Annotated in this window: 15 protein-coding genes; 2 read left to right on the top strand and 13 right to left on the bottom strand. The window is 44.2% G+C overall.

From position 1 onward, the window contains the following. Nucleotides 1–10: 10 nt before the first annotated feature. A complete protein-coding gene (locus tag ACHLI0_RS23100) occupies nucleotides 11–1,357 on the bottom strand; it encodes a hypothetical protein (protein WP_234118599.1) in 1,347 nt (448 codons plus the stop codon). Between the two features lie 151 nt (nucleotides 1,358–1,508). On the opposite strand from ACHLI0_RS23100, the gene prmA reads away from it, so the two are divergent. Next, on the top strand, nucleotides 1,509–2,351 hold the full coding sequence (prmA, locus tag ACHLI0_RS23095; RefSeq protein WP_258972693.1) for a 50S ribosomal protein L11 methyltransferase: 843 nt from the start codon (nucleotides 1,509–1,511) through the stop codon (nucleotides 2,349–2,351). Nucleotides 2,352–2,601: 250 nt separating this feature from the next. On the opposite strand, the gene ACHLI0_RS23090 is transcribed toward prmA, so the two are convergent. The 10 genes from ACHLI0_RS23090 to ACHLI0_RS23045 all read right to left on the bottom strand — a co-directional run bounded on the left by ACHLI0_RS23090 (nucleotide 2,602) and on the right by ACHLI0_RS23045 (nucleotide 17,336). Further along, on the bottom strand, nucleotides 2,602–3,117 hold the full coding sequence (locus tag ACHLI0_RS23090) for a flavodoxin (protein WP_048692262.1): 516 nt from the start codon (nucleotides 3,115–3,117) through the stop codon (nucleotides 2,602–2,604). A gap of 24 nt (nucleotides 3,118–3,141) precedes the next feature. Continuing rightward, the gene (locus ACHLI0_RS23085) at nucleotides 3,142–5,178 is read right to left on the bottom strand and encodes an alpha-ketoacid dehydrogenase subunit alpha/beta (RefSeq protein WP_258972692.1); all 2,037 of its coding nucleotides are present in this window, start codon (nucleotides 5,176–5,178) and stop codon (nucleotides 3,142–3,144) included. Between the two features lie 37 nt (nucleotides 5,179–5,215). Further along, nucleotides 5,216–6,586: a dihydrolipoamide acetyltransferase family protein gene (locus tag ACHLI0_RS23080; RefSeq protein ID WP_490750115.1), complete on the bottom strand. Its 1,371-nt coding sequence runs from the start codon at nucleotides 6,584–6,586 to the stop codon at nucleotides 5,216–5,218. Between the two features lie 86 nt (nucleotides 6,587–6,672). After that, complete coding sequence (locus tag ACHLI0_RS23075) at nucleotides 6,673–7,392, bottom strand: lipoate--protein ligase family protein (protein ID WP_234118602.1); 720 nt, start codon at nucleotides 7,390–7,392, stop codon at nucleotides 6,673–6,675. After that, nucleotides 7,376–8,719 (bottom strand): dihydrolipoyl dehydrogenase, encoded by a 1,344-nt coding sequence (gene lpdA, locus ACHLI0_RS23070; protein WP_490750114.1) that lies wholly within the window; start codon nucleotides 8,717–8,719, stop codon nucleotides 7,376–7,378. Before lpdA ends, ACHLI0_RS23075 begins: the two co-directional genes overlap by 17 nt. Nucleotides 8,720–8,793: 74 nt before the next feature. Continuing rightward, a complete protein-coding gene (locus tag ACHLI0_RS23065) occupies nucleotides 8,794–9,687 on the bottom strand; it encodes a glycoside hydrolase family 25 protein (RefSeq protein WP_048692256.1) in 894 nt (297 codons plus the stop codon). Nucleotides 9,688–9,844: 157 nt separating this feature from the next. After that, the gene (locus tag ACHLI0_RS23060; RefSeq protein ID WP_008760603.1) at nucleotides 9,845–11,491 is read right to left on the bottom strand and encodes a diphosphate--fructose-6-phosphate 1-phosphotransferase; all 1,647 of its coding nucleotides are present in this window, start codon (nucleotides 11,489–11,491) and stop codon (nucleotides 9,845–9,847) included. 128 nt (nucleotides 11,492–11,619) lie between these two features. Beyond that, nucleotides 11,620–12,993: an efflux transporter outer membrane subunit gene (locus ACHLI0_RS23055; protein WP_490750113.1), complete on the bottom strand. Its 1,374-nt coding sequence runs from the start codon at nucleotides 12,991–12,993 to the stop codon at nucleotides 11,620–11,622. After that, nucleotides 12,993–16,097 carry an efflux RND transporter permease subunit gene (locus tag ACHLI0_RS23050; RefSeq protein ID WP_490750112.1) on the bottom strand — a complete coding sequence of 1,035 codons (3,105 nt, stop codon included), beginning with the start codon at nucleotides 16,095–16,097 and terminating at the stop codon, nucleotides 12,993–12,995. The genes ACHLI0_RS23055 and ACHLI0_RS23050 overlap by 1 nt, the downstream gene beginning before the upstream one ends. A gap of 3 nt (nucleotides 16,098–16,100) precedes the next feature. Beyond that, nucleotides 16,101–17,336 (bottom strand): efflux RND transporter periplasmic adaptor subunit, encoded by a 1,236-nt coding sequence (locus tag ACHLI0_RS23045; protein ID WP_061474181.1) that lies wholly within the window; start codon nucleotides 17,334–17,336, stop codon nucleotides 16,101–16,103. Between the two features lie 271 nt (nucleotides 17,337–17,607). On the opposite strand from ACHLI0_RS23045, the gene ACHLI0_RS23040 reads away from it, so the two are divergent. Next, entirely contained in the window at nucleotides 17,608–19,824 is a 2,217-nt protein-coding gene (locus ACHLI0_RS23040) for a patatin-like phospholipase family protein (protein WP_055217383.1), read from the top strand. 149 nt (nucleotides 19,825–19,973) lie between these two features. Here the strand turns inward: ACHLI0_RS23040 and ACHLI0_RS23035 are convergent, their stop codons facing one another. Then, nucleotides 19,974–20,675: a hypothetical protein gene (locus tag ACHLI0_RS23035; protein WP_490750111.1), complete on the bottom strand. Its 702-nt coding sequence runs from the start codon at nucleotides 20,673–20,675 to the stop codon at nucleotides 19,974–19,976. Nucleotides 20,676–20,690: 15 nt separating this feature from the next. After that, nucleotides 20,691–25,400, bottom strand: a complete 4,710-nt coding sequence (locus ACHLI0_RS23030) for an efflux RND transporter permease subunit (protein ID WP_490750110.1) — start codon at nucleotides 25,398–25,400, stop codon at nucleotides 20,691–20,693. Nucleotides 25,401–25,402: the final 2 nt, after the last annotated feature.

Here is a 25,402-nt window from a genome sequence, read left to right as displayed (position 1 = left end):
TAATAATATATTATCTTCTACTACTTCTGCTACTACCACCGCCTGATGAACGCGATGATGAAGATGAACCACCAGAATAACTTCCTCCACTGCTACGAGAAGAACTGCTGCTCGGAGTATATGAAGAAGAACTACTACTGCGGGAAGGAGTATACGTAGAAGAAGAGCGACTAGAACTTCCACTATCATAGCTACGTGATGGAGAAGTTGAACTTCCACGGGAATAAGTTGAACTACTACGCGTGGTAGAACCTGTACGGGAATATGTCGACCTACTACGATTAGGAGCAGAGTTTGTATTCGTTCTAGAACTACTGTTAGAACCCGTAGTAGAAGTACGAGTATAACTACGCGTGCTGCTAGGACGAGTGTATGTACCTCCTCGTGTACCTTCTGTACGTGAAGATTGCACTCCTTGTGAACGTGATGTTGAGCGCGAACTTGAACGAATGTAAGATGCCCCTTCTCCATTACGAGTTCCTACTACCCGACCAGAAGTTGCCCTTGTATGTGTACCTTGATATGAGGAACGAGAACCTGTACCACGTGATGAATTGAAGGAACCAGAACTACTATAACGTGAACGATTATTAGCATTCAGCACAGTACGCCCGTAGGGTCTTCCTCCACCGCCCCAGCCCCAGCTAGGACCACCACCCCAGTGGTGATGATGTCCCCAATAACCGCCGCCATAGAAGCCACCCCAGTAGCCACCATACCAGCCGCCCCATGAACCCGGGTAATATCCCCAGCCATAGTAAGGACGATTCCAGCCCCAGCCATAGTTCCATCCCCAACCGTAGGAGTTGTAACGCCAATCCCACCAAAGCGGATTACTAAATGTCGGGAAAGCATAAGCGTACATGCCATCGGTATATACATTCCAGTTCCATGAATTAGGTCCGTAAACTACGTCCCAATAGAGTGGGCTGCTAATGCTGATAGCAAAACGTGGATTACGGAAACGGATAATACGTTCGGCATATTCATAGTCCTCTTGCGAACCATCAAATTCACCGGTTACCCATTCTCCTTCCAAGTCTGGCTGAGCTTTCTCTTTTATATATAAGGTATCGTTTTCCATTACGAATTCATTCTCACGAGCGTCATAACGGCGGTTATATTCATCCACATCCCGTGTTTTTCCCTTGCGGTCCTGAACTACAACGGTAGTGCCCGGTGATGTATAGATGTTGGTCGTGACTTGTCTTTTCGGTTCCTTCTTTTCCGGAGTCGTTTCTTTCTTCTCCTTTTTGTCTTTAGAAGGTACGAAATAAAGGTCGTCATCAACGCTTTGTGCCATCAAGCCTATAGGGAGGCATAAAGCAATTAGCAAGAAATAAACAATCTTTTTCATATCATCTCGGTTTATGTAATTACTTAAACTTATTCACATTACAAAGATAAGGAAGAGATTCGCCACTCTAGGGAGATTTTCCCCAAAGGATAATAGGGAAATCCCTATTTCTGACTATCTTTGCAAAAGATTCACCAAATTAAAAACAACTATGAAGTATTTTGAGTTCACATTCCATACAAGTCCATGCACAGAAACAGTAAATGACGTACTGGCTGCCGTATTAGGCGAGGCCGGATTTGAAAGTTTTGTCGAAAGCGAAGGCGGACTGACTGCATACATACAACAGGCATTATGCGATGAAAATACAATAAAAGATGCAATAGCCGACTTCCCACTGCCTGATACGGAAATCTCCTATACGTACGTTGAAGCGGAAGACAAAGACTGGAACGAAGAATGGGAAAAGAATTTCTTTCAGCCGATTGTGATCGACAACCGATGTGTTATCCATAGTACCTTCCATAAAGATGTACCCCAAGCAACTTATGATATCGTTATCAATCCGCAAATGGCTTTCGGCACGGGACATCATGAAACGACAAGCCTCATTATCGGAGAGTTACTGGACAATGAGTTGAAAGATAAATCACTTCTGGATATGGGCTGTGGAACTTCGATCTTAGCAATTCTCGCCCGCATGCGGGGAGCACGCCCATGTACCGCTATCGACATCGACGAATGGTGTGTACGAAACTCCATTGAGAACATTGAATTAAATCACGTAGACGACATCGCCGTTTTACAAGGAGATGCCTCATCGCTTATTGGCAAAGGACCCTTTGATATCATCATCGCTAATATAAACCGGAATATCTTATTGAACGACATGAAGCAATATGTTGCCTGCATGCACCCGGGATCGGAACTTTATATGAGTGGGTTTTATGTGGACGACATCCCTTTCATCCGCCGGGAAGCAGAAAAGAATGGACTGACCTTCGTACATCATAAGGAGAAAAACCGCTGGGCAGCAGTGAAGTTCACATATTAAGCATTAATCTTCCTTATCTGTTTCAAGAAGACACAGACCACGTATCTTTAAAAGACAGCATATATTTGTGGTAGAGATAAGATGTACGAGATGCTCATCTCGTACTGTACGGCATGCTCATCTTGTTATACACCAGATGCACATCCGGTAGCGTACGAGATGAGCATCTGGTACATACCATCCTTTAATGAAAAGAATGGTATGGTATAATATTCCTTCTGTTATGTTACTGGGAAACAGATATAAAGTATTAAGGTTTTGAATCAAACTCATTCTTTACCTGTTCACACCATTCCCTGATTCTCTTTTCCGCTTGCTCGGATTGATTATCCAAATCGACGACCAAACCGCACCACCGATCACCACGCAACGCTCTGGAACGTTCGAAAGTGTATCCTTCGGAAGAAGTAAAACCGACCAGTGTAGCCCCGTCTCCTTCAAATACCTCGGCAAGTAACCCGATTCCGTCAGCAAAGTTTTCGGGATAACGTATCTGATCTCCTAACCCGAAGATAGCTACTTTTTTCCCTTTCAAATCCAATGTACGAAGTTCCGGCAATAACTCATCCCAATAGGTAGGAAGTTCTCCGTCAAACCAGGTCGAAGCACCTACTATAAAACAATCGTAAGCTGCAAAATCATTTTGCCATGCCTGCTCAATAGGCACCACTTCTATCTTATCTTTTCCAAATTCTTTCTGAATTTTCTCTGCCACCCAAGTAGTCTTATCAGCTTTGGTGGCATAAAACAAACCAATCTTCTTCATATACTATACCTCCATTTTATTCCATTAATATTCCAATAGCTTTTTAGCTGCCTCATAGATCTTCGCCTCATCCGGCAATATCTCTTTTTCCAGAATCGGATTGAAACCGACAGGAGTAAATGTAGATCCGACACGCTGCACCGGACCATCCAGATAACGGAACATATCCGTTCCGATCATAGCCGCAAGTTCCGCACCGAAACCGGAGAACACCTTGTCTTCGTGAACAACCAATGCTTTACTGGTCTTTTTCACCGATTCGAAAATCGCCTCCTGATCTAATGGTATCAATGAACGAATATCGATCACTTCGACTTTCCAGCCACTTTCTTTTTCCAGTTGCTCTGCTACGTGCAGGCAGAAATGGGTCGTATTGCCATAAGTAATAATGCTCAAATCCGTTCCTTCACGACGAATACGTGCCTTTCCGAAAGGAACCTCAAAATCTTCCGGAACAACAGCTGCTGCTTCTACCGAATTATATAGAGCTTTCGGTTCCAAAAACAAGGTAAATCCCTTTGAACGCATACTGGTTCGTAACAATCCGGCTGCATCATCTGCAAAAGAAGGACAGACAATACGTGCACCCGGCAACGTTGTCAGAGCCCCCTCTATATTTTGAGAATGATATAATCCACCACCGATATATCCTCCGGAAGCAAGCCGTAAAGTGATATTCGGAGCAAACTTACCGTTACTGCGCCAATATTCATGAGTACACTCCACATACTGTTCTACGGCAGGCCAGAAGTAGTCTGCAAACTCAGCTCCTTCTATCACTACATGGATTTTAGGGTCAAAGCGGCTCATACCATTGGCTGTACCTACAATATAATCTTCGGCAATCGGTGCGCTGAATACACGCGCCTCGCCAAATTCCTGCTGCATGCCTTTGGTCACATTAAAGACCCCGCCTTTTTCTCTGTTAGCCACATCTTGCCCCCAGATAAAGGTATCCGGATTATGGCGGAATTCCGCTTTCAATGTTTCATTAATTGCATTGACCAGGAAAGTCTTCTCTCCTTCTTCCTGATGAGTACCTTCTTTGTATTTTTGCGGCTGATAAGGTTCGGGCATCACAAAATCGTAAATGCTTTTAGGATCAGGTTCAGGGGCAGCCAGCGCCTTGCGGTTGGCAGCAGATAGTTCCTTCTTTGATTCAGTTTCAATTTGCAGCAGTTCCTCTTCTGTCAAGCGCTTATAGCGCAGCAACATCCGCCGGAACTTCATTAGCGGATCAGCTTCTTTCACATATTCCAGTTCGTTTTCGTCCCGATAAAGTGTATGTTTATCCGAATTGGAATGAGAACCGATACGAACGCAGTTAGCCTGTACAATCACAGGATTACGGGTACTGATCGCATATTCGCGTGCCTCAGTCATGGCATTCATGGAATCGAACACATCTTTTCCATTGCAGTAGATAATCTTCAGATTCTTGAAACCGGAGAAGTTCTCAGCTACTTTACGATTGGCAGTCTGCTCGGATTTAGGAACAGAGATGCCATATCCGTTATCCTGTATAACGAAAATCACTGGAAGACGTTCCAGACTAGCTCCATTGATAGCCTCGTAAACAAAGCCTTCGGAAGTAGCAGATTCTCCGTGCGAAGTGATTGCTACTCCTTTATGCCCATAATATACCATTGCTCTTGCTACACCTGCCGCATGAAGGTCATGCGTTCCGGTAGCAGAAGATATATTTTCAATATGCCATTCCGGTTTGGCGAAGTGATTCGACATATGACGTCCGCCGCTACCGGGATCGGTTGCTTTCGAAATGCCATTCAATATAATCTCTTCCGCAGTCATTCCTGCAGAAAGCACAGTCAGCATATCTCTGTAATAAGGGAACAGGAAATCTTCTCCCAATGTGAAAACCTGACCGACAGCCAGTTGGATACCATCATGCCCCGCATAAGGAGCATGGTATGACCAACCCAAGGATTGCAGCTGGTAAGACGGCGCCTTCTCGTCCAAAGCACGCCCTAATGTCATCAGATGGTACCACTTTTTCAGTGTTTCAACATCCGTAGTCTTTATATCATATTTCTTTTTCATAGTTAATGAAGTTCTTAATGAATGAAATAATCTGTTATCAGCCCTTCCAGTTTTCCAGGTAATCGGCAATGAAGTGCAGGAAGTTGCCTCCCAGCATACCGTCAACTACACGATGGTCATAAGACAGGGACAGATACATCTTATGACGGATAGCAATCGTATCACCTTCCGGTGTCTCTATTACGGCAGGCTTCTTCTCAATATATCCCACTCCCAAAATGGCAACCTGGGGCTGATTGATTACCGGCGTACCGAACAAACTCTTGAATGTACCGAAATTAGTAATGGTAAACGTACCTCCGTCAATATCATCCGGCATCAATTTGTTATCACGAGCCTTCAATGCCAGCGAGTCTATAGCTACAGCCAATCCGTTCAAGTTCAGATGATCGGCATCATGTACCACAGGAACTATCAGATTGCCATCATTCAAAGAAACAGCAATACCGATATTGATATGTTTCTTGAAAAGAATATTATATCCGTCAACAGATACATTGACCTGAGGATATGCTGCCAATGCTTTTGCAACAGCTTCTGTTATGACAGGCATATAGGTCAGTTTCACTCCCTCACGACGGAAGAAAGCGTCTTTATTCTTTTCACGCCAGCGTACCAGTTTGGTTACGTCTACCTCTACTACATTGGTTACGTGTGGTGAAACCTTCTTGGACATCACCATATGATCCGCAATAATCCGGCGGACACGATCCATTTCTTTCACTTCTACTCCCGGAATATTGGCAGCTGCAGGTGCTTGTTTAGATGGAGCAGACGGTGCAGCAACAGGAGTTTGCACGGAAGCCGCCACAGGAGAAGTTGTCATAGAGCCAGCCCCTCCAGTCGAAGAAGGCATAGAAGCCGTAAGTGCATCACCGGTAGGTATCGCCGCCTTCGAGACTTCGGAAATTCCCCTTTTCTTCTTCTCAATATAATCCTTTATATCTTTCTTGCTCAACCGGCCTTCGTATCCTGTGCCTTGTATCGAATCAAGTTCTTCTTTCAGAATATTCGCACTTCGTGCCAATTGAATCACCACAGGAGAATACCAGCGTTCTTCAGCCTTTGCTACCTGAGAAGATACTTTTACTGCATCAGAAGAAGTATTCTCCTTACTTTCTGGAGTTTCTTTTCCACTTACAATCTCTTCATCGGATGCCTCTTCACCTCCCATATCTACAACAGCAACCACTGTACCCACAGCGACTGTATCTCCTTCCTTAAACAGGATTTCCACGACCTTACCGGCTACCGGTGAAGGTATTTCCGCACTGACTTTCGCCGTATTTACCTCGAAGAGAACATCGTCTTCCTGAATGATATCCCCCACTTTCACAGACCAAGAGACAATCGTCCCTTCGGTTATACTCTCGCCCAACTTAGGCATTTTTATTTCGAATCTTGACATAGACAGTAAATTTATTATTCAACCTTGAACTATTAGAACAACCCGCTGAAAAAGAAAGTTTTAAGTTAAAGTATTTTTAACCGGACTCAACGACTGAAGATCCATTCTTCGCAAATATATTTCTCAGTCCGAAGTTTATGGATTGCTTCCAATTCTTTTTCACTGAAAGTATCGGCACATCCCCTCTGACTAAAATATTCGAAGAGCATCTCTTTGAAATGATCAACCGTTTCCATAGGTAAGTAACGACTAATATTTGTAACTTCACTACGGACAGACGGAACAGCATACACAGGCGATGCCACGCCCGTCTCAATGTTCCTCTTCGGATTCAGTACCTTATTTAAAGCAGCAAGATTCGTATCATACAACAAAGTACAATGATAAAGAACCCTGTTCTTATGTACACACTGGGCACTCCCCGATATTTTCAGACCATCAAGATAGATACCCAGACGTTCATCTCCTTTTGCCGGCAATCCTATCTGTTTTAAGAAATCCAGTATCCGATGAAGATAAAGACTGAAATCAGGCAAGCGGGACACTGTTTCGATAAAAGTTAAATTGACATTACCCAAATCATGATATACAGCTCCCCCACCCGAAAACCGACGGGCTATTTGAATCTGTTGTTCTTCCGCCCATTCCCGGTTCACTTCCAACTGTACAGATTGGTGTTTTCCCATCACTACAGAAGGAGTGTCCTGCCAAAGCATGAAAACCGAATCTGTTTCCTGCTTCAGCAAATACTCTTCTGCCGCCAGATGAAAATAAATATCTGTAAAAGTGTTATGAAAGCACCTCATGATAAATCTCTCCAACCGTAGGATGGGGAAATACATTCTTCTGAAATTCCTCAACCGTATAGCCTTTCTGAATGGCTATTCCGGCAATCACAATCAATTCCGAAGCAGGATTTCCCAGCATATGACAACCGATAATATGATCAGTTTCATCCAAAATCAGCTTACATATTCCATTTGCCTGTTCGTTCTCCGCAACAAAACGTCCGGAATAAGCCATCGGCAACTTCGCCACACGATAAGGAATGCCCTGTTTGGTCAGCTCTTCTTCTGTCTTACCTACGCCGGCCACTTCAGGATTGGTGTAAACGACTCCCGGCACACTGTTATAATTCATCCGGTCTTCCACTCCTAAAATATGGTTGATAGCCACTTCCGCCTCCCGAATCGCCGTATGCGCCAATAAAGAATAGCCTGTAATATCACCGCACGCATATACTCCGGGATGAGAAGTCTGAAGATATTCGTCTACTTTAACCCCATTCCGATGAAGTTCTATATTCAGCTTATCCAATCCGACATTGGTAATATTTGCTTTACGCCCCACACTGAGCAAGATCTTTTCCGTTTTGATAGTAGAAGCCTTCCCATCTTTCTCTATGACGACTCCTTCAGGTTTCACTTCTATTACTTTTGTATTCAAGTAGAAAGTGACTCCACGTTTTGCATATTCCATACGAAGCATACTGCTGGTTTCCTTATCCATGACTCCCAGTATCTCCGGCATCATCTCGACAACATGCACTTTCACTCCCATACTGTTGAAGAAAGAAGCAAACTCCATTCCTATGACTCCACCACCTATAACAACCAACGTTTCAGGAAGCTCTTTGATCTCCAAAGCCTCTTTTGACGTCCAGTAACTAACTTCCGACAGTCCCGGTATCGGAGGAATAACCGTGTCGGAACCGGTACATACCAGCAGATATTTCACTTCATATCTTTCTCCGTCACAGATGATACGGATCAGCCCGTTTTCTTCTCCTTCTATAAAGGCTTCTTTTTCCACGATCGTCACTCCGTAAGAGTTCACAGTCATCTTTACCCCACCAGTCAGCATTTTCACCGTTTTCTCTTTACGGCTCATTATTTTAGTTAAATCAAACGAAGGAGATTCGGCAGAAATGCCATATTTGGAAGCACTCTTGATGCTATCCAGAATTTTAGCAGAATATAACAACGTTTTAGTAGGAATACATCCTTCATTCAGACACACCCCACCTATTGCCTTTTTTTCAAACAGAACGGCTCTCAGTCCGTTTGCCCCTGCCCTTTCGGCAGCTGTGTAACCAGCAGGGCCACCACCAATAATAGCTATATCAAAGTTCATAATCGTATCTTTTTAGTAATAATACGATTATAACAAATAAGAGAAGAGATTAGTTGTATGACAGATCAATCATCCTACTTGATCGTCAGTTTTTTGAGTTCTTCTAATGTACCGTTGAATACATTGAGGTCTACATCTTCTTTAATACCGGGTACATTTCCGACATCAGTATGTTGCCAGAAATTCCACTTACCCTGATATTTCACCGAATCGACATAATAGTGGGCGATCCAATAAGGATAAGCATTGAAAATAGAATCGTCCAGATAACGGGTCTTGAACTTATAAGAGGTATAAAGAATGGGCTTCACCCCATAATGGGATTCTATACGGTCCAACCAGCGCTTAATGCCTTGCTGCAATTCTTTTTTCTCTTTTCGTCCGGTCACTTCCACATCGAGAACCGGAGGCAGGTCGCCGGAATCCAGTTTGACCGTACGTATAAAAAAGTCCGCCTGTTTCAAAGCATCCGTACCGGGAATATAGAAATGATAAGCGCCACGGATAAAGCCATGATTACGCGCATTAGCAAAATTGGTTTGAAAGGTAGTATCGTTATGATCTCCCCCTTCCGTCGCTTTCATAAAAATGAAGTGCAAAGGAGTTGCCGTCTGTTTATTCTGTAAAAGTCTCCCCCAGTCTATTTTTCCTTGATAATGGGAAATATCAATCCCATGAATATCATATCCGGAAGGAATACAAACTCCATATTCCTTTAAACCATTACAAGGTTTCCACCGATAAGCATAAGGACGTATAAAGAAATAATAGAAAACCATAGAGAAACAACCAACAATTGCCACAGCCAATATATTTCGAAGCCAACCGGGCATCGAATAATGCTGCTTCACCGGTGCCTTTTTCGGAGCACGGGAAGGCCTGGAAGAAGAAACCGTCCTCTTTTTTGGGGTAGTGGAAGCAGTTCTTTTCTTTTGGACAGCAGAAATCGGATTATTACGTGACGACATTTACTTTGAGTGATGAATGTAATATAGATAGGCACGGATTACACGGAATACACGGTTTTAAGAAATAGTATAACTAAAACCGCGTCAATCCGCGTAATCCGTGCCTGAAAGAGCTCTTCATTGCAACTGCTTCTTACTACAGTCCGGTGAAGTTTTCTTATTTAGCTTGTTCCAATTGCAAAGTCTTAGTTGCCTGGTCGCAAACTTCTGTAGGACCAAAGTACTGAATCGGACCCGGATATACATAATCCGTTTCAACAGCCCAACGGTCACGCTGTGCAGCGAATGCTTTGAAAGGAGCACCATCCAATTTCACTAATGCTTTCTGGATCACCGGTTTCATTTCACCGTGGCGGCGTTCCATATTCATCATCATGGTGATAGGCACACCACCTGCAATCCATTCGGCAGCAGGAGCAGTTGTGTTGCGTACAGAAGACATATAACCGGTCTTACCGTCAGCAATCAGCATAGAAGCTGTGTATCCCAAAGAATAGCAGTAGTCAGCATCAAAGTTTGACGGAGCAGCGCAACGACCTTCGTAACCGAAGAAGTGGTGCTGTGCAGCAAACTTACCCACATATTTGCCATCTTCTTTCCAAGCAGCCAATTTGGTAGCTACCATTTCAGACAACAGTTTTTCTGTTTCGATCAGTGATACCTGAACGTTTCCGTGCGGGTCACGATCCAGTGTCAGCTGGCGAGCTACACCTTCCGGCAGACTTGCATAGATAGCAGAGTTTTCCGGAGACAGCTTACGGATGATGTAATCACGTTGATGAGACTTCTTGATCTGAGAGAACTCTTCTGCATTTGCAGCCAGGAAGTCGTTCAGCTCAGCGATCAGCCGCTTCATAGCCGGAATAAATTCCACCAGTCCTTCCGGAATCAATACTGTACCGAAGTTATTTCCCTGTGCAGCACGGTCAGCTACCACTTTAGCGATAGATGTTACTACATCATCCAGAGACATATCTTTTTCTTCCACTTCTTCAGAAACGATACATACGTTAGGCTGTACCTGCAAAGCACATTCCAGTGCGATGTGAGAAGCCGAACGACCCATCAATTTGATAAAGTGCCAGTATTTACGGGCTGAGTTACAGTCACGCTGGATGTTACCGATTACTTCTGCATAAGTCTTACAAGCTGTATCGAAACCGAAAGAAGTTTCAATCATATCGTTCTTCAAGTCACCGTCAATCGTCTTCGGGCAACCGATCACCTGTACACCGTACTTCTTGGCAGCATAGTATTCAGCCAACACACAAGCGTTTGTATTAGAGTCATCACCACCGATGATAACCAGTGCTTTGATGCCCAATTCCTTGATGATCTCAAATCCCTTTTCAAACTGAGCTTCAGTTTCCAGCTTCGTACGTCCCGAACCGATGATATCGAAACCACCTGTGTTACGGTATTCGTCGATGATGTCAGCAGTCAGTTCCATATAGTTGTGGTCTACCAGACCGCCAGGACCCAAGATAAAGCCGTACAGCTTACTTTCAGGATTCAGCTTTTTGATACCGTCGAACAAACCAGAGATTACATTGTGTCCGCCCGGAGCTTGTCCGCCGGAAAGGATTACACCTACGTTCATAGCAGGAAGTTGAACAGCTTCACCCGCTTCGAATGTAATCAACGGCATTCCGTACGTGTTAGGGAATAATGCTTTGATAGCTTCCTGATCGGCTACAGATTGAGTAGCAGCACCTGCTACAGCTTTAACGGCTCCTGTTGCCAATGCTTTCGGAAGTTTGGGCTGATAAGCAGCCCTTGCGATTTGCAATGCACTTTTAGTCATTTTCTTTATTTTTATTTAAAGGTGTTAGTAAGTTTCTTGTCAAACTTGAAAAGCGTTGCAAATTTCGCATTTTTCCTCGAATTATGAAAGAGAAGCCCTCATTTTATTTCGCTGCATAGTTACAGAGGCTATTGCTTCCAGCCACCGCCAAGTGCTTTATACAGTTGTACTACGGTGATCAGTTCATCACGAATAGCGTTACTCAGACCAATTTGTGCGTCAAAATAACCACGCTGAGCATCGAGAACATCCAGATAATTGATCACTCCATTGATATATTGCAACTGCGCCAAATCCATATAACTCTTAGCCGAACGTTCCAGATTGGCACGAAGTGCGTACACCTCTTTTATCTTATTAAAGTTGACAATCGCATTACGTGTCTCCTTGAAAGCCGTCAGGACTGTTTTCTCATAACTATGTATTTCTGCTTCATAGGCCGCTTTTTTGCCTTTCAACGCAGCACGGTTCTTTCCCCAGCCAAAAATAGGAGTCAATAAAGCACCTTCCATAACGGCATAAGGCGATTTTAGAAGTTCTGACAAAGACGTGCTTTCACTACCGAAACCACCCGTCAGTGCCAGACGAGGAAACATATTCGTATAAGCCACACCTACTTTTGCATTGGCAGCGATCAGCTTCTGCTCTGCCTGACGTATATCGGGACGGCGTTCCAGCAAAGTGGAAGGCATCCCTATCGGAAGAGTTTCCGGGAAATTAAACTCCTGAAGCAAACGGGAACGGGCTATGCGATTCGGGTATTCTCCGGCCAGAAAAGCAATATCATTCTCTTTCAGCGATATTTTGCGTTCCAGATCAGGAACCAGAGTAGCTGTACGTGCCAACTCTACCTGCGCCTGACGATAAGAAGTCTCCGAAGTAAGTCCTCCTTCAAAACGGATACGTGCCAGACGAACCCCTTCTTCACGGGCCTTTAAAGTCTGCTTGACGATATCCAGTTCCGTATCCAAGGCAACCAGCTCATAATATGCCTGTGCCACTTCCGCCACAATCGTCATCTGAAGCGCACGTTGCGCTTCTACTGACTGCAGATATTCGGCGATGCTGGCAGAACGTGCCCATCGCAGATTTCCCCAAAGATCGAGTTCCCATGAAACAAGGAACTGCGCTTCAAAAGTATCCGATTTCTTAAAAGCATCTCCTCCATGATTTTCAAGTTCACGCTCGGCAGTCACTTTACCTTTAATATCGGGAAGCAGCGCGGCAGTGGATATCCGTTTCTGAGCTGCCATTTCCTTGATGCGGGCAGCCGCTATCAACATATCTTTATTATGATCCAACGCACGGTCTATAAGACTGCGAAGTGTGGAATCTGTGTAGATTTCCTCCCAATCCTGATCTCCAAAGCTGACCGCATCCTGATGTTGAGCCAGACTATCGGGTAAATGAAGATCAGGACGGACGTAGCTCTTGCCTACTTTGCAGGAAGTCAGTATTCCTGCAAAAAGTAGTATAGCAATATATAGTTTATTCAGTTTCATTATTTCTTATGTTTTAAGATTTTCGACTTTGTTTTATACACCATCACAAAGAAGAACGGCACGAGTATGATACCAAATACGATAGCGAATATCATTCCGAAGAATACGCCCGTACCAATCGCCTGACGGCTCGCCGAACCCGGACCACTCGCCAATACCATCGGAAGCATTCCCAGTACAAACGCAAGGGAAGTCATCAGAATAGGACGGAAACGTAATTTCGCTGCGTAGATTGCCGACTGAATCAAGTCTTCACCTCTATCTACCTGCACTTTGGCAAACTCAACAATCAAAATGGCATTCTTGGCGGCAAGCCCGACAAGCATTACCAATCCGATCTGGAAATAGACATCATTCTCCAGTCCGCACACCCAGACTCCCAGATAGGCTCCCAAAGCTGCTACAGGCAAGGATAGCAATACAGCAATCGGCACTGTCCAACTTTCATATTGTGCGGCAAGGAAGAGGAAGACAAACAAGAACACCAATGCCATGACCATACCCGTCTGACCGCCTGCCTGTTTCTCCTGATAAGAAAGTCCGCTCCACTCCAGTCCGATATTATCCGGAAGATGGTCACGGGCGATCTGCTCCATAATCTCCATTGCCTGACCGGAACTGTATCCCTGTGCGGCAGCACCCCGGATAACGGCAGTAGTAAACATATTGAAACGCTTGATACTTCCCGGTCCTGTCGTATAAGAAGCATTACCCAAAGAAGTCAGCGGCACCATCGCTCCATTGGAAGCTTTCACAAAGAACAGGTTGATATTGTCTTTATGTTCCCGATAAGGAGCTTCCGCCTGAATATATACCTTATATATACGGTTGAACATATTAAAGTCATTCACATACACCGAACCTGTATACGCTTTCATCGTAGAAAACACATCTGCCAAGGGTACTCCCAGCATTTTCACCTTGTCTCTGTCCACGTCAAAGTAAAGTTGGGGAATCTCCGACTGCAAGGAAGAAGACAAACCGGTAAGCTCCTTACGTTTGGAAGCATAATACATCAACGTATCTGCCGCATCTACCAGGTTATCAAAAGTAGCCTCTCCACGAGCTTCCAACTGCATTTCAAAACCACCGGAGCTACCCAGTCCCGGTATGACCGGAGGAGTAGACAGGTAGACTTTACATTCGGGGTATTCTCTCAAATGTTTTTCTACCGTATCCATAATTTTTTCAATACTGGTACTCTTTCTCTCTTCCCAAGGTTTCAGAATAACGGTCAGCTCGGCACGTCCCTGATTACTGCCTACACGCGGGCTGCTTCCGGTCACGTTCTGCACATATTCTATATATGGATTCTTCTCCAGATAAGCAATCGCGCGTTCCGTTACTACACGGGTTCGCTCCAAGGTAGCTCCTTCCGGCAATTCAAGTTCAATCTTAAAGTATCCTTGGTCTTCTACCGGCAAGAAACTGGTCGGAATAATCCGGTGAATCAACAGTATAGCAATCAATACCATACCAAAAGCACTCAAAACCCGACGAGGATGTTTGATAGTACAGGTGACGGCAGCTACATACTTATTGCTTCCGATACCTAACCACTCATTGATCTTTCTGAATACTATATTTTTCTTCTTGCCACTATCCGGTTTCAAAATGAGCGAACACATCACAGGGCTCAGCGTTAAAGCAACCACAGTAGAAATCAGTACAGATACCACGATAGTTACCGTAAACTGACGATACAGCTGCCCGGTAATTCCACTCAGAAAACTTACCGGAACAAACACAGCCGCCAATACCAGTGAAGTAGCGATCAATGCGCTTGATAATCCGTTCATCGCTTTCTTTGTCGCCTCATAGGGACTCAGCTTCTCCGTTTCCATAATATGCTCTACTCCTTCCACCACTACAATCGCATCATCGACCACGATACCGATGGCGAGAATCAAACCGAGTAAGGTCAATATATTAATAGAGAAACCAAAAATCAGCATGAATCCGAAAGTACCAATCAGGGAAATAGGTACCGCTACCACCGGAATCAACGTAGCACGCCAGCTCTGCAAAGACAGATACACTACCAACACAACCAGCACCAATGCTTCGAACAAGGTCTTATATACCTCATGAATAGACTCGGAGATATACGTTGTCATATCAAACGGAATCTCATAACTCAATCCTTCCGGAAAATTCTCGCTGATTTCTTCCATCGCCTTCTTTACATTCTCGGCTACTTCCATCGCATTGGCACCCGGCAACATGTAAATACCAAGTACCGCTGCATTCTCACCATTGATACCACTCTCGGTATTGTATGAAGAAGCCTCCAGAGATACACGCGCCACATCCTTCAGCCGGATGATGGAACCATTGGCATTGGCACGTACCACAATATCCTCAAATTGCCCTACTGTAGAAAGACGTCCCTGAGTAGTGATAGGAATCGTTATATCCAGTCCCTGTACCGGCTGCTGACCTAATACACCGGCTGCCGATTCACGATTCTGATCTTTCAAAGCATTCTGCAAGTCCTGCACAGTCAATCCGAAGTTAGCCAGCTTATCAGGCTCTGCCCATATCTGCATAGCATAGTAACGGCTACCAATATTGGATACACGTCCTACTCCCGGAATACGGCGAATCACATCGAGCACATTGATCGTAGCAAAGTTGCTCAGGTAAATTTCGTCAAACTTAGGATCGGTAGAAGTCAGACAGAGTGTCATTAACTGACTGGGTGCCTGTTTCTCTACGGAAATACCATTCTGAATCACTTCCGCCGGAAGACGGGATTCAGCCAGCTTCACACGGTTCTGAATTTCCACAGCAGCCAAATCCGGGTCGGCAGATACATCAAAGGTAACTGTTGCCGAGAAGCCACCGGAGTTAGAACTGTTTGATTCCATATAAAGCATACCGGGCGTACCATTGATTTCCTGTTCAATCGGAGTAGCCACCGCCTGCGACACGGTAAGCGCACTCGCACCCGGATAAGACGCACTGATCTTTACCACCGGAGGCGTGATCTGCGGATATTGATCCACCGGAAGCATGGTCAGCCCGATGATTCCGACAATCACAATCACGATGGAAATGACAGCCGAAAATACCGGCCTGTCTATAAAAAAACTAACTTTCATTGATTATTCTCCTTTTGCGTTATCCTTCATTCCTGTTGTAGAATCACCTGCCACCATAGTGGTATCCTTCACCTCCATTTCCGGCTGACTGATCCGTACTTTCATACCCGGAGTCAACTTATGGAAACCTTCTACAACAATTGTCTCTCCTACAGCAAGTCCTCTTTCCACTACGACGTTATTCCCCACTTCGGGTCCTAACTCGATAAAACGTTTCTCTACTGTATCATCTTTACGCATTGTATAAATATAAGCTCCGCCTTTTTCAATGGTAACAGCTTTCATCGGAACAAGGATAGCTCCTTCACGCACGTCCAAAAGTAGTTTTACTTTGGTAAACTGTCCCGGAAGTAATACCTGTTTCGGGTTAGGCATCTCTGCACGTACGGAGAAAGTACCTGTCTGGGGATCGACCTGCGGTTCTGCAAAATCGACATATCCTTTATAGGGGTAAACCGTATTATCCGCCAAAGTAATAGTAATGTTCGGTTGCCAGGAACGGGTAGAATCCTGTTGTCCGAGGTTAATATTACGTTCTTTACTTTTCAGATAATCAAGTGCCGTCATACTGAAATCGACCAATACGGTATCGCTTTTTACTACTGTAGCCAGCAGAGACTTTCCTCCCGGACCAACAAGCGTTCCCAAGTCTACATTTCTTTCACTGATATGTCCGGCAAGAGGTGAACGAACGATGGTATAGCCTAATTCGAGTTCAGCCTGCGCCAAGTCCGCTTCACTCATCGCTACTGTCGCAACAGCGCTTTCATAAGCTGCTTCCGCATTATCCAGATCCAGCTGACTAGCAGCATTCTGTTCGTACAACGGACGGATACGTTTCAAGTCACGTTCAGCTTTCAATGCCTGTGCTTCATCCTTTTTCAGCTGAGCCCGTGCCTTGTCGGCTTTCGCGCGATACTGATCCTGATTGATCACAAACAAGACCTGATTCTTATTTACATAAGTGCCTTCGGCAAAAAGCATGTTTTCCAGATAGCCTTCTACCCTGGCACGTACTTCGACAAATTGCTGGGCACGGATTCGCCCCACATATTCTCCGAATATCTCTACATCATCTTTTATAACCGGTTCAACAATCACTGTCGGCATTTCCGGCGCAGCCTTCTGAGGTCGGGTCAGTATCCAATACACTCCCAACACAATTACCATACATACTACAGCAGCAATGGTTCTCTTTCTCCTCAGTTTCAACTCATGTTTCGAAAAGAATAATCTCATATCGAATCTTATTATTTAATTTAACTTATGTTTGTTCTACACTCTATTATGCAATACACATACCAAAATATCCTGTTTTATCTTATCTGTTTATTATCAACATATTACATATTTCCTCTTGAAGACGGAAGTGTGGAAAACATCCTTAAAGTGTAGAATTTATCCACATTTCCGACTTTTAGAACATTTTTTATAGTTCTTGTTTCATCAACTAAACAATTTATCCCCTACATTTGTAGTTATATTGTACATCAACACAATAACATGTCTAATGAAAAAACAAATCTTTTCAACATTAGTTTTTGCAATGTGCCTGATATTACCTTTTTCTGTATATTCACAGGAACAACGGAAGAAGGTCGGCGTCGTCCTCAGTGGCGGTGGTGCCAAAGGAGTGGCACATATCAAAGCACTGAAAGTCATTGAGGAAGCAGGCATTCCGATCGATTATATAGTAGGCACCAGTATGGGATCTATAGTCGGTGGACTTTACGCCATCGGTTATACTCCGGAACAACTGGACAGTATGGTACGCAAGCAAGACTGGACTTTCCTTTTGAGCGATCGTATCAAACGCAGTGCTATGTCGCTCACCGAACGCGAACGTTCTGCAAAATACATTGTTTCGCTTCCTTTTACCAAGAACCCGAAAGCTGCCATGTCCGGAGGAATTATCAAAGGACAGAATCTTGCCAATCTGTTCTCTGATCTGACAATGGGCTACCATGACTCGATCAATTTTAATAAGTTACCGATCCCCTTCGCCTGTGTATCGGCCAATGTAGTCAATGGGGACCAGATCGTATTCCATGATGGCGTACTCTCTACTGCCATGCGTGCCAGTATGGCTATCCCCGGTGTATTCACACCGGTACGCAAAGACAGTATGGTATTGGTAGACGGTGGAATTGTCAATAATTATCCGGCAGATGTGGCCAAAGCAATGGGGGCCGATATTATTATCGGAGTCGATGTTCAGAATGCACTGAAAAGTGCCGACAAACTCAACAGCGCTCCGGACATATTGGGGCAGATTGTTGATCTCACCTGCCAGACCAATCATGAAAAGAATGTAGAACTCACTGATACCTATATCAAGGTAAATGTAGACGGATTTTCATCCGCCAGCTTCACTCCGGCAGCCATCGACTCCCTGATGCGTCGGGGCGAAGAAGCTGCACGTGCACAGTGGAATTCCCTGATTGCCTTAAAAAAAGAAATCGGTATACCGGACAATTATGTCCCCAAACAACATGGACCATACTCTTCTCTTTCCAATTCACGGACAGTATACGTCACAGATATATCGTTCTCCGGCGTAGAGGCTGATGACAAAAAATGGCTGATGAAGAAGTGTAATCTCAAAGAGAACAGTAACATTACCACTCAGCAGATAGAACAAGCTGTGTATCAGTTGCGTGGCAGTCATTCTTACTCAAGCGCCAGCTACACACTTACCGACACTCCCGAAGGGTATCACCTTAATTTCTTGTTAGAAGAAAAATATGAGAAAAGAATCAATCTGGGCATCCGTTTCGACTCGGAAGAAATAGCATCCCTGCTGATTAATGCCACAGCGGATCTCAAAACTCATGTTCCTTCCCGATTATCCCTGACCGGCCGATTAGGAAAGCGATATGCCGCACGCATCGATTACACTCTCGAACCGATGCAGCAACGCAATTTCAATTTCTCATATATGTTTCAATATAATGACATCAACATCTATGATGAAGGCGAACGTGCCTATAACACTACTTACAAGTATCATTTAGCTGAATTTGGCTTTTCGGATGTCTGGTACAAAAACCTCCGCTTCGGACTCGGACTTCGTTTCGAATATTATAAATACAAAGATTTTCTTTTCAAGAAACCGGAACTCACTGGGCTGGATGTAGAATCCGAACATTTCCTGAGTTATTTCGCTCAGGTATACTATAGTACATTCGACAAAGGATATTTCCCTTCCAAAGGAACCGAATTCAAAGCTGCCTATTCGCTCTACACCGATAATATGGCTCAGTATAATGATCACGCCCCGTTCTCCGCACTGAGCGGTTCGTGGGCCAGCGTAGTTCCCGTAACCCGACGTTTTTCTATCATTCCATCCATCTATGGTCGTGTTCTGATTGGAAAAGACATCGCCTATCCCTTGCAAAATGCCATTGGCGGCGAAGTATACGGACTCTACATTCCACAGCAACTGCCGTTTGCCGGTGTGACTAATATGGAACTGATGGACAATTCTATCATGATTGCATCCGTGAAACTCAGACAACGGATGGGAAGCATTCATTATCTCACTCTGACAGGTAATTATGGCTTGACGGACAGTCACTTCTTCGAAATACTGAAAGGGAAACAACTGTTTGGTATCAGTGCCGGATATGGTATGGACAGTATGTTCGGTCCGTTGGAGATTACGTTCGGGTATTCCAATCAGACTGACAAAGGAAGTTGTTATGTGAATCTGGGATACTACTTCTAAGTCACTATTTCGGTTCCTGCATACATAGGACTATACTTACCATGATGAGAAAAAGTTCTCACTGCGATGAGACTTTTTTCTCATCATAGTGAGAATTTTTTCTCATCGCAGCAAGAACACTTGAGAATATTCAGTATCCTAATCTACTGTTATACAAACTTTTCCCTTTTCTGTAGATATAGTAATCCGATCATCATACAGACTAAACTGGCGGATAAAAGGAAAATGCGGTTTTTGATAAGGATTCCCTCCCAAATAATCGGATGAACATTATCGGGAACACGAAAAGGATTCAGCAGAACGTTCCAAAAAGAATCCGGCTTACCTAAGAACATCAATGCAATGCCTATAATAATCATAAATACGGCAGTTCCGTTTCCACTCCGCGTAATGGTAGACAGCATAAAAGCCATGTTTCCGAAAAAGAGTATCGGGAACATCAACTGTAATGCCATCTCAAGCGGATTGACCGGATACAGCAATAAAATGGCTATGTATGAAAAGATAATCAGAATAACAAAAATTGCCACATAAATCATCAATAACCGCACGCCCCAAACCTTATACTTATAGTCGGGGATTCCAAAAAGAATCTCCAATATCCGGCTATCTTCATCATTCTGAATGCCGAATACAGCCGGGTAGAAAATAAGCAACATAGACGGAAACATCAGGATGCTATAGATGAGTCCCTCGTTAATCTCCTCCCGTTTCCAGGCATTCTGAAACATGAAAAGAGCAAAAAAGCCAAATGCAGCCAACAGAAACCAGAAAAACTTCCCGGCAAATATAATCTTCAGGTTATACCTGACTACTTTAGGCAACAGTTGTATCAATTGTTTGAATGTCATATCCTTCTTTTCTTTTTAATTCATATTCTTCAGCAGACAGAGATAAGCGTCTTCCAAATTAGCTTCTACCTCTACAGCCCCTTCATAAGGCTGTCCGACAGAAAGATAGCGCACCCGAATCGTATCGCCTTCCTGAATATGATGTATTACCAACGATTTGTCCAGTACTTTTTCAAATTCTGTCTTATCTATATTAAACTGCCATACTTTTCCGTTAGCCATTTCCACCATATCCGAAGGATCACCGAAATATTTCAGTTCACCTTTATTGATTACCACTACCTGATTACAGGAACTGGATATATCCTCAATGATATGAGTGGAGAAAATAACGATGCGGTCTTTACTCAATTCCACCAGCAAATTACGGAAACGGATACGTTCGCGAGGGTCGAGTCCCGCTGTAGGCTCATCCACAACCAAAATACGCGGTAAATGAAGCAGAATAAGCGCAATGCCAATACGCTGTTTCATACCTCCCGAGAAAGAACCTATCTTTTCGTCTTTCCGCTCGTACATATGTACCGCTTTCAGCACATAATCCAGACGCTCCTTTCGTAACTCACCGTCTACAATCCCTTTCAGTATAGCCTGATAATCCAGAAACTCCCACGAAGTCATATTCTCATAAGTTCCGAATTCCTGTGGAAGGAAACCTATCAGACTCTGTAATTCTTCTCTGTAGATACGGGTATCCAGACCATTGATCCAGATACTACCATAGCTCTGCTCAAAGATACCACAGATGACACGCATCAAGGTCGATTTACCTGCCCCATTGGGTCCCAGTAGTCCGAACATACCTGTCTGAATCTCGAATGACACCCCACGCAATGCTTTGAAAGGTTTGCGTCGTTTTCCAATCATAGGAACACTCTTCACCATGCGGAAATAGGAACGGCGAAGCCCTGCAAATCGTCCGGTGACACGCTCTATATTTACATCGTGATCATACAGATACTGAGAAGTGACATAGATGGCAATACCCACCAGCCATAACAATCCGATCATGATGACCAGCCCGTTATTATCCAGTTTCCGGAATAACTGAAACAGGATAAGGGGAGGAAGACTCCAGAATATCACCCGGTTTACGATCTTTGTTACCCGATTATCTCCGTACCGATAATATAAATAGGAACGTACCTTTCTCCACAAATACAGTATCGCTGCATAAATAGCGAACGAGAACAGGAATATCCAAAGCCTGTTATGAATGAAGAAATAGGTGAAATAAATGGCAAACAGTAAGATTCCAAACTGCCATAGCACATTGATAAAGTCCTTCAGAGAATGGTATTCATTGCTCAATCCCAGACGTTTGCGTAATTGCAAGCCACTGTTCCACTGACGGCTGATGTGTCCAGGCCAATCGTAGATCTTAACCAGATTGCGGACAGAAATACGTATTTCTTCATCCGGATTGATAACCTCCGCCTTAGCTCTCCGAAGACTGGTTTGCGCAAAGTATGTCATCCCCGGTATGCCTGCAATCAGTGCTACCAGATAGATTGACTGCCAAAGCATTCCGTCAGTGTATAGCCAGATACAGATTACATCGGACACAAAAAGAATCAGGTGAATGGTCCATAGTTTACGGGATAACGAACGGTACCACTGAAGCACATTTTCCAGTCCCATACAAACTGTCGGAATTAAAATCAGCGTCAGCATGGCAGAAAAGAAAAGTCCGCCTATCACTGTAATGGCAAAAGGTGCACCGATAGCCCCTGCATACTCCGTATCTCCCATAGCCAACGGAAGCATGGCAGCAATCGTGGTGATGGAAGTAATCAGAATGGGACGAATACGTGACATACCGGCAGTCATCAACGCCCTGTTCCGGCGGTATCCCCGTTTACGCAAAATGTTGGCGTAATCTATCAGAATGATTCCGTTATTGACGACTACTCCCAACAGAATAAGGAACCCTGTCAGTGTATTCGCATTCATCAGACTGTTGCTCGAAAGCAATAATGCCAGCAAAGAACCGATAGCGGCCAACGGAATGGTAAAAAGCAACACAAAAGGCGTCACTACAGACTCGAAGACTGAAGCAAGGATCATAAATATCAAAAGAAAAGCTGCCAGAATAAGGAATTTGAAATCCCCGAATTCATCCTCCTCATGGAATACCTGCACAGCGACTCCGGACGGAAGATTATAACTGGCAATCAACTGGTCGATATCGGAACGATATCCTCCCAATAAATCTTTCGAAGACTGAACATCTCTCGGAAAAGCATAGTATACCTCAATCTGCTTATCTTGATTGACACGGATGATGCGCGAACGCCCACGTCCATAATTCAGAGACGATATATCTTCGAGATTGTGCATACCGCCATTGGCATTTTCTATCCGGATAGCACGCAAGTCATCCACAGTTTTCTCTTTCTGAGCTTTTTCCTGTGCCTCTTCTTCAGTTTCCTTTTCCGGTATTTCGTCACGGATAATAATATCATAAATATCCTCTCCCACCTTGAAAGTAGCTTCGGAAGAGTATTCATTATTAAGCGCAGTCAATCCGGTGGTAATATTGCCACGGTTAATATCATAGGCAGTCAGCAGAATAGGGTCAAAGTTCAGATTTATTTCTGCCTGACGAGGAGTATACGAAACATGAGTATGCTGTACAAAATCCTGTTCGTCCAACAAATAACGCACTTCCTCTGCCACCATCTGCATCATTTCGAAATCAGATCCCCTGATCACCACCCGTTCACTGTTGTCACCGATACCCAACAAACGCATGAATCCGCCCAGACTGCTCAGAGCCGAGTTATCTCCTCCGCCTCCCATAGCATCAGAGACATAGATTTCCGCACCATTGATATTGGCGACTTTAGTCTGCACATCCGCTTTTATATCGGCTATTTTCCGTTTGGCGATCTTTGTGTAATCTTCCTGCAAAACGAGTGTCAGAGTCGCCTCTTTTTCCCGAATACGGCAAATCAGATCTTTCTTTTCCGGAAAATCCTCCAGACGTTCTTCCAGTACCTTTACAATCTTATCCGTATTTTCAAGCGTACTCCCGGTAGGCATCACGACACTGATGTTGAACCGGTCTGAAGCAACTTCCTTCATCTGTTGCACATTCAAGGTCAATGACAAAATCAATGTTGCAAAAAGCAAGATTACAGCTCCAAAGACTGTCACTCCCGGATTACGCATACAAGTCTTCAATAAGACCAGATAGACCTGCATCGGACGCTGAACGATCGAGACTTTTTCATAAACAACGCTGTTCCCACTCTTACTCTTCAAAAGAAGGTAAGTAATCATCGGTATAAAAAGTAAAGCTACAAACAGCGAGATCGTCAAAGTTGATATAATGGATACTCCGATATGGTGCCCGATCAGTTTTATCAGGAAATTATCAGAAAAAACGAACGGCAGGAACACAGTAATGGTAGTCAGGGTAGCCGCCACAATGGAGCGCCACACTTCTTTTGTTCCCTGCGTTACCGAACGTTCGGGCGTATAGCCGTTTCCCGACAAACGATAAATATTCTCAAGCACCACGACACTATTATCCAGCAGCATTCCGATGGCCAACGCCATTCCTACCAAGGTCAGACTATTGATAGTGATACCAAAAGCGTAGAAGAAGTTGAAAGCCGTATAGACAGAAATCGGTATGGAAAGTGCGATAAAAAACACCAGCCGCATATTCTTCAGGAAAAGCCAAAGAACAAATACAGCCAATAATCCCCCTACCAATGCCAGATTAATAATCTGGTTGATATTATTTTCCATGGTTTCAGCCTTGTTCTCCTGAATGACAATTTCCAGTTCGAGCGGAGCCAGCTTCTCATTCAGCTTTTCAATCACATCGGATACACGGTGTGAAAGTTCAATCAGATTAGCCTGTGAATCATTGATCAAAGCAACCGAGACGGCTTCTTTTCCATTCACACGACTATAAGTGGTTTCATCTTTCAAGTCAAAAAAGACGGTTGCCACGTCTTTCAGCAGAATAGGACCGGGAGCGACAACTATATTCTCCAAATCAGAAACTTTGGTATACATCGCATTGACATGGACAAAATTCTTACTGTCGGGTTCATCTGCGAAGCCTACAAATGTCTTTTCCTGGGTATTCTGCGAAAGCAAACCGCTTATTTTGGAAGCAGTGAGGTTCAAAGCCTTGCAAGCCTCTGGATTCAGACGCACTTCAATGGCTTTCTGCCGTCCTCCGTAGATATTGACGGAAGCTACCCCATCTATATTCTCCAGATCGGAACGAACATCCTCGTCTACCAGACTCCGGACACGGTCGGTTCCTCCCGTACCACGCACCTGAAGCACCATGAAGTTATTATTCATCTGAGCAATATCCACTTTCTGTACCTGTACGGTAAAACCGGTCGGCAGGGAGGCTGCGATTTCATTCACCTTCTCCTGCAGTTTAAGACTGGTCATCTTGAAGTTGATATTCTTTTTAAAGTCAATCTGTATGCTGGACTGCCTCCTGTCAATGTAGGATTGCAGTTTGTCTACTCCACCTATCGCACTGACCGCTCCTTCAAGTGGAATAATCACTTCCGACTCTACATACGAAGGGTCCATATCCTGCTGTGACGACACCTGGACAAACAGAACCGGAAGTTCTGCGTTGGGCAGCAACTCCACCGGAAGTTGTTTATACGACACATAGCCCAGCAGGCTGAGTGCAATAAACAGCATACAAATCGTTATTCTCCTATTTAGTAAAAAGTTCATCT

The organism is Bacteroides sp. RCH18, from assembly GCF_058231005.1.
This window is presented reverse-complemented; position numbering and strand designations above follow the sequence as displayed.